This window comes from Isoptericola maris (assembly GCF_048065335.1).
In the GTDB taxonomy this organism is placed as follows: domain Bacteria; phylum Actinomycetota; class Actinomycetes; order Actinomycetales; family Cellulomonadaceae; genus Isoptericola; species Isoptericola rhizosphaerae.
In genome coordinates this window covers 40,548-54,057 of record NZ_JBLUNY010000004.1, presented here as the reverse complement: position 1 = coordinate 54,057, position 13,510 = coordinate 40,548, and the positions used below count along the sequence as shown (strand labels likewise).

8 protein-coding genes are annotated in these 13,510 nt (G+C 73.8%); all 8 read right to left on the bottom strand.

Going from position 1 to position 13,510, the window contains the following annotated elements:
* Positions 1 to 84 precede the first annotated feature (84 nt).
* Positions 85 to 774 carry an ABC transporter ATP-binding protein gene (locus ACH5HR_RS08145; RefSeq protein WP_402375938.1) on the bottom strand — a complete coding sequence of 230 codons (690 nt, stop codon included), beginning with the start codon at positions 772 to 774 and terminating at the stop codon, positions 85 to 87.
* Positions 771 to 1,649: an ABC transporter ATP-binding protein gene (locus ACH5HR_RS08140; RefSeq protein ID WP_402375936.1), complete on the bottom strand. Its 879-nt coding sequence runs from the start codon at positions 1,647 to 1,649 to the stop codon at positions 771 to 773. Before ACH5HR_RS08140 ends, ACH5HR_RS08145 begins: the two co-directional genes overlap by 4 nt.
* A 27-nt stretch (positions 1,650 to 1,676) precedes the next feature.
* Positions 1,677 to 4,439, bottom strand: a complete 2,763-nt coding sequence (locus ACH5HR_RS08135) for an FtsX-like permease family protein (RefSeq protein ID WP_416477286.1) — start codon at positions 4,437 to 4,439, stop codon at positions 1,677 to 1,679.
* Positions 4,436 to 7,294, bottom strand: a complete 2,859-nt coding sequence (locus ACH5HR_RS08130) for an FtsX-like permease family protein (protein ID WP_416477284.1) — start codon at positions 7,292 to 7,294, stop codon at positions 4,436 to 4,438. Before ACH5HR_RS08130 ends, ACH5HR_RS08135 begins: the two co-directional genes overlap by 4 nt.
* The gene (locus tag ACH5HR_RS08125) at positions 7,295 to 9,034 is read right to left on the bottom strand and encodes an ABC transporter ATP-binding protein (RefSeq protein ID WP_416477282.1); all 1,740 of its coding nucleotides are present in this window, start codon (positions 9,032 to 9,034) and stop codon (positions 7,295 to 7,297) included.
* Positions 9,034 to 9,942: an ABC transporter permease gene (locus ACH5HR_RS08120; protein WP_402375930.1), complete on the bottom strand. Its 909-nt coding sequence runs from the start codon at positions 9,940 to 9,942 to the stop codon at positions 9,034 to 9,036. Before ACH5HR_RS08120 ends, ACH5HR_RS08125 begins: the two co-directional genes overlap by 1 nt.
* Before the next feature lie 45 nt (positions 9,943 to 9,987).
* The gene (locus tag ACH5HR_RS08115) at positions 9,988 to 11,508 is read right to left on the bottom strand and encodes an ABC transporter permease (protein WP_416477280.1); all 1,521 of its coding nucleotides are present in this window, start codon (positions 11,506 to 11,508) and stop codon (positions 9,988 to 9,990) included.
* An 88-nt stretch (positions 11,509 to 11,596) separates the two neighbouring features.
* Entirely contained in the window at positions 11,597 to 13,426 is a 1,830-nt protein-coding gene (locus ACH5HR_RS08110) for an ABC transporter substrate-binding protein (protein WP_402375926.1), read from the bottom strand.
* Positions 13,427 to 13,510 lie beyond the last annotated feature (84 nt).

Here is a 13,510-nt window from a genome sequence, read left to right as displayed (position 1 = left end):
ACGCTGACGAAACCCGGGGGCCTGCGCAAGCGCTTTCCGAGGCGCCGGATGCGACATTCGTCCGGTTCGCGACCGGGACGCACGTCACATCAGCCGACCGTCGTGCAGGTCCACCACACGGTCGGCCCGCGCCACCAGCTCCGGGTCGTGGGTGGTCACCACGGCCGCCACCCGCTGGGTGTGCACCAGCTCGCGCAGCAGGTCCATCACCCGCAGCGCCGTGGCGGAGTCGAGCTGACCGGTCGGCTCGTCGGCGAGCAGCACGCGCGGAGCCGCCACCAGGGCCCGGGCGATCCCGACCCGTTGCTGCTGCCCGCCCGAGAGCTCGTAGGGCCGCTGGGCGGCGTGCTCCGACAGGCCGACCCGGTCCAGGACCTCGGCCACCCGGCGCGCCCGCTCGGCCGGGGGTGTGCGCCGCAGCCGCAACGGTACCTCCACGTTCTCCGCCGCGGACAGCACCGGCAGCAGCCCGAACGCCTGGAACACGTAGCCGATCTCGTCCCGGCGCACGGCGAGCACCTCGTCCGGACGCATCGCCGTCAGCTCGCGCGTGCCCAGCCACACCTGGCCCGACGACGGCGCGTCCAGCCCGCCGAGCACGTTCAGCAGCGTCGTCTTGCCCGACCCGGAGGGGCCGCGGACCACCAGCAGCTCACCCGGCCCCACCGTGAGGCTCACCCCGCGCAGCGCGTGCACGGCGGCCGGCCCGCTGCCGAAGGTGCGCGTCACCTCCGTCGCCGCGAGCGCCGTCGTCGTGCCCGGTACCGCCGTCATCGGTCCCCCTCCTCGGAAGCGTCCGGCCGGACCTGGACGTGGTCCGGCTCCAGGGCGAGCCGCACCCGGTCGCGCAGGTCCAGCGCCGCGACGAAGTCCGTCGGCAGCTGCAGGCGCCCCACCCGGTCGAGCACCGCGAACTCCTGCGCGACGTGCCGCTCCACGCCCTCGTCGTCGGTCTCCGTGCGGCGCAGCACCTCGGTGGCGGTGCGGCCGTCGCGGATCTGCACGGTGCGGGCCACGTGCTCGGAGACGGTGGGGTCGTGGGTGACGATGAGCGTGGTCACCCCGGTGGCCGCGTTGACGGCGCGCAGCGCCTCCAGCACCTCCACGCTCGTGGCCTCGTCCAGCTCACCGGTCGGCTCGTCGGCGAGCAGCACCCGGGGACGGTTGGCGACCGCCACCGCGATGGCCACGCGCTGCTGCTGGCCGCCGGACATCTCGGCCGGGAGCCGGTCGGCGAGGTCGGCCACCCCCAGCAGGTCGAGCAGCTCGGCCACCCGCTCGTCCCGCTCGCCCCGCGGCGACCGGGCCAGGTCCAGCACGAGCCGCACGTTCTGCGCGGCCGTCAGGTACGGCAGCAGGTTGCGGGACGTCTGCTGCCAGACGAACCCGACGGCGTGGCGCTGGTAGCGCACCCGCTCCCGCCTCGACATGGTCAGCAGGTCCGTACCCGCCACGACGGCCGATCCCCCGGTCGGGGTGTCCAGCCCGGACAGGATGCCCAGCAGCGTGGACTTCCCCGAGCCCGAGGCCCCCACCACGGCGACCAGCTCTCCCGCCTCGAGGCGCAGGTCCAGCCCTTGCAGGGCCTGCACCTCCACGCCGTCGGTGGCGAAGATGCGCACCAGCCCGCTGCACAGGATCTCGCTCATGCGTCCGTCCCTCCCGGTTCCATCGCCTCAGTCCGTCCCGGCCCGCAGGTGGTCGACGTCGTGCCGGCGCCCCAGCGTCCCCGCGACGGCGGTCCCGGCCGCCACGACGAGGAGCAGCCCGAGGCCGAGCGCCCCGAGCCAGAGCGGGTCGGCGGCGAGCGCCGGAGCGCTGTCGCCGCCGGTCAGCGGGGTGAGGTCGACGACGGCGAGCACGAGCGCGGGCACGGCCCAGCCCAGCGCTCCCCCGGCGAGCAGGCCGGCCGCCGTCCACGGCGCCGTCTCCCACGCCACGATCCCCCGTTCGGCCCCGCGGGGCAGCCCGAGCGTGCGCAGCACGGCCAGCAGGCGCCGCCGTGCCGGTGCCGCCAGCACCAGGGCGAGCAGCACGACCGCGGCGCTCAGCAGGACCGACAGGGCCACCGCGAGCACGAAGGCGACCTGCAGGCCTGCCGCCGACGGCGAGGCGAGCAGCTCCTGCTCGCCGTCCGTCGGGTCGTCGACGACGGCGTTCGGCTCGACCGCCAAGATCTCCTGCTCCGCACGGGCCCGGTCGGCTGCCGTGGCGCCGTCGTCGAGGCCCAGCAGAGCGAGGCGGGAGAAGCCCGGGTCGACGTCGAGCCGCTCGACGGCCACGGCGTCGACGAGCAGCGCGGCGGTCGCCGGCGGGAAGCCCGGGAGCCGGTCGACCTGCTCGAGCACCTCGATCTCCGCCCCGCCCGGCCACCGCGACGGACCTTCCGCGAGGTCGCCGGCCACGATCGCCGGCAGCGCGTCGCCGGCCGGCTGCACGAGCTCCGCCGACCGGGTCGGCGCGCCCGGCACGTCGGCCTGCACGGCCGCGAGGGCCGCGGCATCGGTCGCGTACACGGTGACCGATGCCGTCCCGCTCGCGGTCCCGACCTGGACCCGGCCCAGGTCGAGCACCGGCGCGACCGCCGCCACCCCGGTGACGCCGGCGAGCGCCGAGACCGTCTCGTCGTCCATGAGCGGGCCGGCCACCCGCACGTCGGCGCCGACCGTGCCCCACGCCTGGCGGGTGACGCCGTCGCGCACCGTGGTGGCCAGCACCGTCGAGGAGGCGGCGACACCCACCGCGAGCACGAGGGCCAGGGCCGGCACCAGCCCTCCGGCGGCGTCGCGCCGCACGCGGGCGGCACCGAGGAACGGCACCAGGTCGGCCCGGCGGGCCAGCACCTGCTCGATCCCCCGCACGGCGGGCGGCACCAGCCGCACCACGACCAGCGCCGCCGTCAGGCTGACCAGCAGCGGTGCGGCGACGATCAGCGGGTCGACGGCGGGCCCGGTGCCGGCCGCGCCGGTGACGACACCCCGGTCGAGCGCCAGCCACGTGGTCAGGCCCGCCGCGAGCGCGACGGCGCCCTCCGCGAGCAACCGGCCGCGCCGCCGTCGGGCGGGCACCGCGTCGAGGTCCGCCCGCTGGTCGCGCAGCCCGCGCGAGGACGCGACGGCACCCAGCGCGACCGCCGGGGCCAGCCCGCAGGCGAGCACCGCGAGCACCTGGCCCGGCGTGACCGCGCCCGGCACGGCGGCCAGCCCGAGCGCCGCCCCCGCGACGGCCGCGGGCAGGCCGGCGACGAGGCCCTCGGCGGCCACCACCCCCCGTACCCAGAGGCTCGACGCCCCACGCGCCCGCACCAGCGCCAACGCGCCACGGCGGCGCTCGAGGACGAGCCGGGCCGCCAGCACCAGCACCGCCACCAGGGCGCCGAGCGGGCCGACGGCGAGCACCGCGACGATCGCGTCCACCCCCTGACGCTGGCCCAGCACCCGCTGGAGCACGTCGACCAACCCGGAGTCCGGTTCCAGCACGACGGCGTCCCCCGCCACCGGCGTCGACGTCGTGGCGGTGAGGCCCCGGAGCTGGGCCAGGAGCGTGAGGGCCTGCGCCGACGTGACCGCGCCGGTGTCGACCGGGTACCAGATCCGGGTGGTCGGGCTGGCGACCCAGGCGCCCAGCGTGCCCGGGTCGGCGAAGACGGCGGCCGTGGCGATCTTGCCGATGTTCGGGTCGATGACGACCTCCGGCGTCACCGCGAGCGGGCCGTGCACCCAGTAGTCGGAGCCCGCGTCCCGAGGCTCCCAGATGCCGACGAGCTCGGCGGGCGGCAGCAGCGGGTCGCCGGTCGGGTGCACGGAGCCGAGGGTCCAGCCGAGCTCCGCGGCGCTCGCCGTCGACATGGCGACCTCGACGGGCACGGGCTCGACGTCCACCACGCCGTCGGCGCCGGGCAGCAGCGCGTGCCGGTCGGACACCACGGGGGTCGGCTCGGGCCACCTGCCCTCGACGAGCTCCACCTGGTCGCGCGCCGTGGGGCCCGCGCGCAGGATGATCCACGGCGAGGCGACGTCGTTGCCCTCGACCCGCTCGACGTCGACGCGCTCGCCGGAGGTGATGAGGTCCGGCTCACCCAGGACGCCCGCCAGCGGCTGCGGCTGGCCGGCGGCCAGGTCCCGCAGACCGTCGCGGTAGCCGGCCAGGTCCGGCTGGGGAGGTTCGACCGGCGCGGCCCCCGCCCCGCCCAGGACCGGACCGTCGTAGGCCACGTAGCCCTCGCCGTACCCCGGGACGCCGGGGCTCGTGGCGATGACGTCCCGGGCGATCGCCGAGGCCTGGGCCGTGGCGTGCGCGAGCTGCTCCGCGTGCAGGCTCGCGACGGCGCGCGGCACGGCCGACGTCACCGCGGCCGCGAGCAGCGCGACGACGGCGAGCGCGACGGTCGGTCCGGCAGCCGTGCGCAGGTGGCGGCGGACCAGCAGCAGGAAGCTCATCGCACCTCCGGGCGGTAGGTCGTGTCTCGCGCCTGCACCGCGACCCGTACCGCGACGACGGCGGCGACGGCGGCCGTCCCCAGGGCTGCGGTGCCGGTCAGGGCCACCACCGTGCCCGCGTCCACGACGAGCGCGGGCTGCGCGGTGCCGACGGCGAGGCTGCCGAGCGTGGCTCCCACCAGGCCGGGGACCGTCGCGGCGGCGACGGACCACCCCGCCAGGATCCCGGCGCCCAGGGCGACGACGCCGACCACCGCCGCCTCGAGCGCGCGCCCGGCCGCCTGGGAGCGTGGCCCCAGGCCCGCGGCGCGCAGCACGACGACCTCGTCCCGCCGGCCCGACAGACCGGCGACCGCCACGACCGCCAGCCCGACGACGGCGAGCGCCGCCGCTCCTGCCGCGGCGAGCGTGAAGGCGAGGCGCACCGGCGCGGCGGCGTCCACGCCACCGCCGCCAGCCGTGACGACCTCCACGTCCTGCGGCTCCGCGGCCGACGCCGCGGCCGCGGACCGGGCCGTGGCGGCGAGGCGTTCCACCGCGCCTGCGTCGTCGGGGTCCGACGCGGCCAGCCAGACCTCGGCGGGCCGCGGGAGCTGCGCGGCGGCGCGCAGGAGCGACGCGTCGAGCGTGGCGAGGTCCACCAGGGCTGCCTCGGGGTGCGTCTGGCCCGGCACCGCCGCCGTCACACCGACCACCCGCAGCGGGACCGTGGAGCCCGCCGTCGTGGCCTCGACGGTGTCACCCATCGCGAGGTCCCACCGTTGGGCGGCCGCCTCGCTGACCACCGCGGGGACCGGCGTCGCGGCGGGGGTAGCAGGGTCCGTGGCGACGAGGCGCAGCCGCGAGGCGTGGTTCGAGTCCAGCACCGCGTCGATCCCGAGCGTGCCGTCGGCCGGCGTCTCGAACCGGACCGACCCGATGTCCGCCGGGGCCCAGGCGGCGGCCGACACCTCGAGCGGCACCTCGGCGGACGCGCCGCCGCCCGGCACCGTCGCCGCGACCGACACGGCGAGGGCCGTCTCGCGCGGCCAGGGCACGCCGTCGAACCCGACGTCGAGCGCCACCAGGCGAGCACCGGGCGGCACGCCTGCCGGGAGGTCCGCCGTCAGGCTCGCCGTGCTCGACCCCTCGGGCAGCTCGGTGGTGCCCGCCTCGACGACCGTGAGGGACCCGTCGGCCGCGGCCAGCCAGGCCGACACCTCGACCTCGATGGTCTCCGTGGCCGCCGCCTCCTCCAGCTCCTCGAGGACGTCAGTGGGCAGCTCCTGAGGCGCCTGCAGGTCGACGTCGCTCGTCACGGACGCGTCCAGCGCCAGGACCAGGCCCGTCGCGTCGTCCGGCACCGACGGGGCCGTGGCGAACGGGTCGTCGCCGCGCAGCATCGCGGACAGCGGGGCGGCGTCGGGGGTGCGCACCACGGCCGACACCCGGTCGGCCGCCAGGGCCGTGAGTCCGACGGTCGCACCCTGGACGGTCGCGTCGGCGACCAGCGCCGGCGCCGCGGCGGCCACGCCGTCGAGGGCCGCCAGCTCGTCGGCGCGTGGCGGTGGCCGCTCGGCACTCAGCCGACCGGGCGCCGGCACGGTCACCCGCACGTCGGTCCCGACCCGCTGCGCGATCGCGTCGGCGCGCGCCTGCTCCGACGTCCCGGCGTAGGCGCCCGCCAGCACGGCCGAACCCGAGGCGAGCACCAGCAGCACCACGCCCACGACCACCACCCGCAGGCGCCGCGCCACCTGCCGGGCGGCGAGCACCGCCGTCGTGCCCCGCCCCCGTGCGGCCAGGGCCGACCACAGGCGCGCGCCCGGACCGAGCAGCGCGAGGACGACCACGCCCAGGGCCGCCAGGACCAGCGCCGGGGCCGCGGCCGCGAGCGGGTCGGTGCGGGCGCCGTCGGGCACGACGACGAGCGGCGAGCCGAGGGTTCGCAGGCGCAGCAACCCGGCCGCACCGAGCGCGACGGCGGCGACCACGGTGCCGAGCGCGGCGACCTGCCGCAGGCGCCCCGACCGGTCGGTGACCTCGCGACGGGCGACGGCGCGCGCCTGCAGCGCGACGACGGCGGTCAGGACGACGACGGAACCCACCGCCGTCAGGGCGCCCGTCCACGCGACGCTCGCCGTCGGTGCCGCGCCACGGACCGCGAGCACGCCCACCGCGAGCGCCGTGCCGGCGCCCGACGCGAGCACACCGACGACGGCGGCCTCGAGGAGGCCCGCCGCCGTGAGCTGCCGCGGCGCCGCGCCACGGGCCACGAGGATCTCCGCCTCGGTCTCGCGGGTCGCCGCGAGGAGCCGCGCGACCTGTGTCAGCGCCACCACCGCGGTCAGGGCGAGCAGGACCACGGGCACCGCGGCGACCGCGCCCGCGTCCCGCTGGGCGGCGTGCACCACCGCGGCCCGTTCGCCGAGGTCGCCCTCGACGACGACGCCACGCACCGCCACGCCGTCGGCCTCCCGCAGGGCGGTCCGCAGTCCGTCACCACCGGCGGCGAGGCCGGCGGCGTGGCCCGACGTGAACGCCTCGAGGTCCGGCGTGACCCGCCACGTGGCGAACGGGGTGTCGGTGCCGTCCGGGGTCTCGGACCGGGCCACGTCGAGCGGCGCGCCGTCGAAGACCTCGTCGACCAGGTCACGGACGCGCGCGTCCTGCGCGGCGGCGTCCGGCGCGACGCGCGTCGTCACGGTCAGGGTCGCCGGCTCGGGCTCCGCCAGGGCCGTGCGTGCGGCGTCCGTGGTCGACGCGACCACGGCGCCCAGCATCACCCCGCTCGTCGCCGCGACCACGGCGACGAGCAGGGCGACCAGGCTCAGCAGGCCGAGGTGAGCCCCGGCCCGACGCCGCAGATAGCCCATTCAGCCGCCGACGCGCAGCTCGACGATCTCGTCGCCGAGCTCGGCGAGGAGCCGGTGGCGGTCCTCGCGCCGCTGCTTCTGCTCGGCAGGGTCCGGCACCGGAGCAGCCGCCAGCAGCCGCCTCGTGTAGTCCTCGCGCGGGTTGCGCAGCACCGCGTCCCGGTCCCCCTGCTCCACGATGCGCCCGCCCTGCAGCACGACGACCTTGTGGGCCAGCAGGTCGATGACCGCCAGGTCGTGGCTCACGAACAGGCAGGCGAACCCGAACTGCTGCTGCAACGACGTGAACAGGTCCAGCACCGAGGCCTGCACCGAGACGTCGAGCGCCGACGTCGGCTCGTCCGCGACCAGGAGCTCCGGCTCCAGGGTGAGCGCCCGCGCGATGGAGACGCGCTGACGCTGCCCGCCGGAGAGCTCATGCGGGTAGCGGTTGTAGAACGAGCGCGGCAGCTCGACGGCGTCCAACAGCTCGAGCACCCGGTCGTGACGGGACGCGGCGTCACCCACCTGGTGCACGGCGAGCGGCTCCGCGATCGCCTCGCCCACCGGGAACCGGGGGTTGATCGAGGCGGCCGGGTCCTGGAACACGACGCCGATCCGGCGGCGCAGCGCCTTGAGCTGCTTCTTGCCGAGCGCGGCGTAGTCCTCGCCGAGGATCCGCACACCGCCCGAGACCGCCGGGATAAGCCCCAGCGCGCACTTGCCGATGGTGGACTTGCCCGAGCCCGACTCGCCGACCAGACCGACGATCTCGCCCGGACCGACGGTGAACGAGACGTCGTCGACGGCGCGGAACGCAGGCTTGCCCAGACGGTGGTACTCGATGACCAGGTTGTCGAGGGCCAGCGCCGGCTTCACACGACCGGGCTCGCTCGCCTGCCCCGCGGCGACCTCGGCCTGGCCGACGCCCTCCCCCAGGTGGGGCACCGCACCGAGGAGCTTCTTCGTGTACTCGTGCTGCGGGTTCGTCAGGACCTGCTCGGCGGTGCCCGTCTCCACGAGGTCGCCCCGGAGCATCACCGCGACGCGGTCGGCCATGTCCGCCACCACGCCCATGTTGTGGGTGATCAGCAGGATGCCGGTGTCCAGCTTGTCCTTCAGCGATCGCAGCAGGTCGAGGATGTCCGCCTGCACCGTGACGTCGAGGGCCGTGGTCGGCTCGTCGGCGACGATGACCTTGGGGTCGCAGGAGATCGCCATCGCGATGACGACGCGCTGGCGCTGCCCGCCCGAGAGCTCGTGCGGGTACTGCTTGAGCCGTCGCTCCGGTTCCGGGATGCCCACCATCCGCAGCAGGTCCGCCGCACGGGCCATCGCCTGCTTGCCGTAGGCGATCCCGTGGAGCTGGAGCGCCTCGGTGAGCTGGTCGCCGATGGTCAGCACCGGGTTGAGCGCCGTCATCGGCTCCTGGAACACCATGGCGATGTCGTTGCCGCGCATCGTGCGCAGGCCCGCCTGGTCCAGCTCGCCGACGACCTTGTCGCCGACCCGGACCGTGCCGGAGACCCGGGCGTTGGCCGGGAGCAGCCCCAGCGCCGTCGTGGACGTGACGGACTTCCCGGAACCGGACTCGCCCACGAGCGCGACGACCTCGCCGGGACGGACCTCGAGCGAGACCCCCTTGACGGCGTGGACGTCACCGAACTCCGTGCCGAACGTGACCTCGAGGTCGGTGAACGACAGGACGGCGGCGCCGGTGGAGGTGGCGTCGGACGACGAGGTGATGTCGAGGGTGGTCATCAGGCCTTGGTCCTGTTCTGGCGGGGGTCGAAGGCGTCGCGCAGGCCGTCGCCGATGAAGTTCACGGTCAGGGCGATGGCGAGGATCATCAGACCCGGCCACCAGAACAGCCACGGGCGCGTGGTGAACGCCGTCTGGTAGTCGGAGATGAGCAGGCCCAGCGAGGTGTCGGGTGCCTGCACGCCGTAGCCGAGGTAGCTCAGCGACGTCTCGAGCAGGATCGCGGAGGAGATGGTCAGCGTCGCCGAGACGATGATGGTGCCGATGGCGTTGGGCAGGATGTGCTTGAAGATGATGCGGCCGCTGCCGGTGCCGACGGCCGTGGCCGCGACGACGAAGTCGCGCTCCCGCAGCGAGAGCATCTCCCCGCGCACCAGCCGGGCCAGGGACGTCCACAGCACGATGCCGAGCACGATGGTCAGCCCCCAGATCCCCCAGGCGCTCGCCATCTTGCCGAGGACGGCGGCGAGCACCAGCAGCGGGATGACCAGGAGCAGGTCGGTCAGGCGCATGAGCAGCGACTCGAGCCAGCCGCGGAAGTAGCCGGCCACGGCGCCGACCACCGTGCCGATGAGCGTGGAGATGACGCCGACGCCGAACGCGATGATGAGCGACTTCTGGGTGCCGAGCATCACCAGGGCGAAGTAGTCCTTGCCGATGGTGTCCTGGCCGAACGGGTGCTCCCACGTGGGGGCGCCCGTGCCGATCTTCTCGTACGGAGCCTCGGGGACCTTGTCCCACCACCCCGGGATCGGGCCGATCCCGATGGACGTGAAGGCGACGAGGACGATGACGGCCAGCACGACCATGGCGACGATCGCGCCCCGGTGGCGGAAGAACCGCATCCGGACGAGCTGGCCCTGGCTGTAGGACTTCTCCTGCGCCGGAGGTGTCTGGAGGTCAGTCATGGCTCGCTCCGCGGGTGTGAGGCGTACGGGTTCCGGTCATGGGTCTCACCGCCGGATCCGTGGGTCGAGGTAGGCGTAGGCGATGTCGGCGAGCATGTTCATCAGGATCGCCGCGGTACCGGTCACCAGGAAGAACGCCATCACCGGGGCGGGGTCGACGCGGTCGAGACCCTCACGGAACATGGCCCCCATGCCCTTCCAGCCGAACACGCTCTCGGTGATCACCGCGCCGCCGATGAGCCCGGCGAAGTCGAACGCCACGATCGTCGTGATGGGGATCAGCGCGTTGCGGAAGGCGTGCTTGGTGACGACCGCCCGCTCGGAGAGTCCCTTGGACCGCGCGGTGCGCACGTAGTCCTGGTTCATCACCTCGAGCATGGACGAGCGGGTGTAACGGGAGTACGACGCGACCGAGATGAGGGTCAGGACCACGGTGGGCAGCACGAGCTGCATGCCGGTGTCCAGCACCGACTCCCAGAAGTCGCCCGAGAAGTTCGGCGTCTCCGAGCCGATCGTCGAGATCGGCCGCGACTTGAGCTGCAGGAAGCTCGCCCAGCTGGCCACGAGGATGTCGAACACGATGACCAGCGAGGTGATGGCACCGGTGATACCGGAGATCAGCATCGCCTGCTTGCGTGCGTAGCCGCCCCAGGCGGCGCCGATGCCGATCGAGACGACCACGGCGAGCAGGAACAGCCCGATGAGGACCCACCACGACGACGGTTCGAGCAGGATCCCGGCGAAGGCGAGGTAGCTGAGGGCGCCGACGACGGCGGTGGTCAGCGCCGCGTACAGCACGCGGCGGTTGCCGAGCCCGGCGACGATGGCGGTCACCAGGACGGCGGCACCGAGCGACGTCAGCAGCACCATGCCGAGGCCGAAGAACGGGTTGCGGAACCAGTCAAGGGCGTTCAGCACCCACAGCACGAGAGCGACGAACGCGAAGGTCACCGCACCGGTGCTCAGGATGCGTCGCCAGGAGCCGCCGAGCACCGCTCCGACGACCACTCCGGCGACGGCCGCTGTGCCGAAGATCATCAGCGGTTTCATGTCGCCACCGGCTATCCAGTCGTTGAACCGGATCGCGCCGTACTCCTTCAGGAGGACCGCCGCCCAGAACACCGGCAGCGAGAAGAAGAGGAAGGCGAGGAACGTCACCGAGTAGTCGAACCCGGAGTACTGGCGGATGGCGGAGATGATCCCGACGGCGATCCCGACGACGATGGCGAGAAGGGTGGCCGCCGTGACCAGCCGGAGCGTCGAGGTCGCGGCTTGCGCGGTCAGGTCGAGGACGTTGGCGCCGGTGACGGTGGTGCCGAGGTCGCAGGTGCCCGTGAAGCACTGGCCGACGCCGGCGAGCCAGTCCACGTAGCGGACCACGTCCGGGTCGTCGAGCCCCATGTGATCGACGCGCGCGTCGATGAGCTGCTGCTTGTTGTCCGCGTTGCTCTCGCGCAGGTCCTTGAGCGGGTCACCGGAGTTCACGGTGAGGACGAACATGAGGAACGACGCCGCCAGCAGGACGTGGGCGGAGATGCCCAGGCGGCGGAGGTTGAACTTGAGCACGAGGTGCCCCTTCACGATCGGGCAGGCGTGCGGGGACAGGGGAGCTCCCCTGTCCCCGCACGCGCGTGCCTCTCAGGCGGTCAGGACGTCAGGACGCGCGAGCCCACTGCTCCGCGTTCCACACGATGCCCGACTGCGCGGCCGTGTCACGCACGTTCTCGAGGTCGGAGCTGTACGCACCGACACCCGGGTGAGCGAACAGCGGGATGCCGAACAGCGTGTCCCAGAGCTGCTTCTCGATCACCTTGGTCTGCTCGACGTGCACCGCCTCGTCGGCGGTCGAGGCGAGGGTCTCCCACGCCTCGTCGACGACCTCGTCCGAGTAGCCGCCGTAGTTCTGCGGCTGGCCGGTCGCGTAGATGTTCTGACCGGAGGCCTTCTGGCCCGAGCCGGCCCAGGCGAACAGCGCGACCTCGTAGTCACCGTTGGGCAGGTCCTTGTCGAAGAACTCCGGCGAGCCGGTGTCGACGATGTCGAAGCCCACCTGGTCGCACGACGCCTTGATCGAGGCGATCTCGTCGGCGCGGCGCGGGTTGGGCGCGGAGTAGCCGATGCGGACCTCGGTGCCCTCCTCGAGACCGGCGGCCGCGAACTTCTCCTTGGCCGTCTCCAGGTCGACCTCGTCGTAGCGGCCGTCGTACGACTCGGCCACGATCTCGTCGTACTTCTCCGTCTGGAACGGGAACACCTCGCGGGCGTTCATGACCACGGCGGTGTCGTCGATCGGCTTGATCAGGTCGTCGACGATCTTCTGGCGCGGCACGCAGTAGGCGAACGCCTCGCGGGCGTCCAGGCTCTCGGAGAAGATGCCGTTGTTGAAGTTGAAGTCGAGGTGCTCCCAGGTCAGCGTCTGGCCGGTGGTGACGGTGACCTGCGAACCGAGCTGCTCGAGCTGGTCCACCGTGTCCACGGTGGCCTGCGGCTCGATGACGTCGAGGTCACCGTTCTGCAGGGCCTGGACGTGGGTGTCCGCCGCGGCGAACCGGAACGTGACGTCCTGGGTCGCGGCCGGCGGGCCCCAGTAGTTCTCGTTGGCCGTCAGGGTGATGGACTGACCGGCGACCCAACCGTCCTCCTTGAACATGTAGGGGCCGGAGGAGGGGACCAGCGCCGGGTCGGGCAGCTCGCCCGGCGTCTCGGAGAGCCAGCCCGTGTTCCAGAACTCGACGGCGTCCTCGAGGACGTCCATGTCGACCTCCTGGATCGCGGTGACGAGCTCCTCGGTGGTGATGCCGATCTGCTCGGCGACCACGTGCGCCGGGAGCGGGGTGCTGACCAGGATCTCCCAGTCGGCGTAGACGCGCTCGTAGTCGTACTGGAACGTCTTGGCGTCCGCGGCGTCGGCCTGCGGACCGTCCGGCACGTAGTCTCCGAGGGTCAGGCCGCTGATGCTGTTGAACAGCGCCTCCTCGCTCGCGTCCTCGGTGACGGCGCCGTCGGCGGTGATCGCCTGAGTGGCCCAGTCGAGCAGGAAGTCGGCGTAGGTGATGGGCGTACCGTCGGACCACACCGCGTCGTCCGCGATCGTGTACCGGACCTGCAGCGGGTCCTCGGAGATGGCCTCGTAGGTGCCGAAGTTCTCGTCGTGGCAGATCGTGCCGTCGACGCCGAAGTACCAGAAGAGACCCTGGATGCGCTCGGTCACGGCGCTGTTGTACGTGGAGTACGTCTCCGGCGTGAGGGTGTTGTAACCGAGGAACTCGTCCTCGCCGACGGAGTACTTGACCTCACCCTCCGCGGTCTCCGTGGTGCCGGTGTCGACCTTGCACGGATCGCTGATCTGCTCGGTCTCCATCGACTCCGCAGCGGTGTCCTCGGTCTGGGGCTCGTCGTCGGCTGCCGGGCTGGAGCATGCCGAGAACAGCAGGGCGCCCGCGGCGACGGCCGCGACGGCTGCGCTTGCTCGCCTGATCTTCACTGGGTTTCCTCCTCAGGGGAAGGACCCCCGTCGTGCTCGACCGGCGCGCGACGCGCTGTGTCCGGCCTCACCCTCGGAGGGTCC

Coding starts and splice junctions, on each gene's coding strand:
- ACH5HR_RS08145 (WP_402375938.1), bottom strand. CDS start 774: ATGACGGCGGTACCGGGCACGACGACGGCGCTCGCGGCGACGGAGGTG.
- ACH5HR_RS08140 (WP_402375936.1), bottom strand. CDS start 1,649: ATGAGCGAGATCCTGTGCAGCGGGCTGGTGCGCATCTTCGCCACCGAC.
- ACH5HR_RS08135 (WP_416477286.1), bottom strand. CDS start 4,439: ATGAGCTTCCTGCTGCTGGTCCGCCGCCACCTGCGCACGGCTGCCGGA.
- ACH5HR_RS08130 (WP_416477284.1), bottom strand. CDS start 7,294: ATGGGCTATCTGCGGCGTCGGGCCGGGGCTCACCTCGGCCTGCTGAGC.
- ACH5HR_RS08125 (WP_416477282.1), bottom strand. CDS start 9,034: ATGACCACCCTCGACATCACCTCGTCGTCCGACGCCACCTCCACCGGC.
- ACH5HR_RS08120 (WP_402375930.1), bottom strand. CDS start 9,942: ATGACTGACCTCCAGACACCTCCGGCGCAGGAGAAGTCCTACAGCCAG.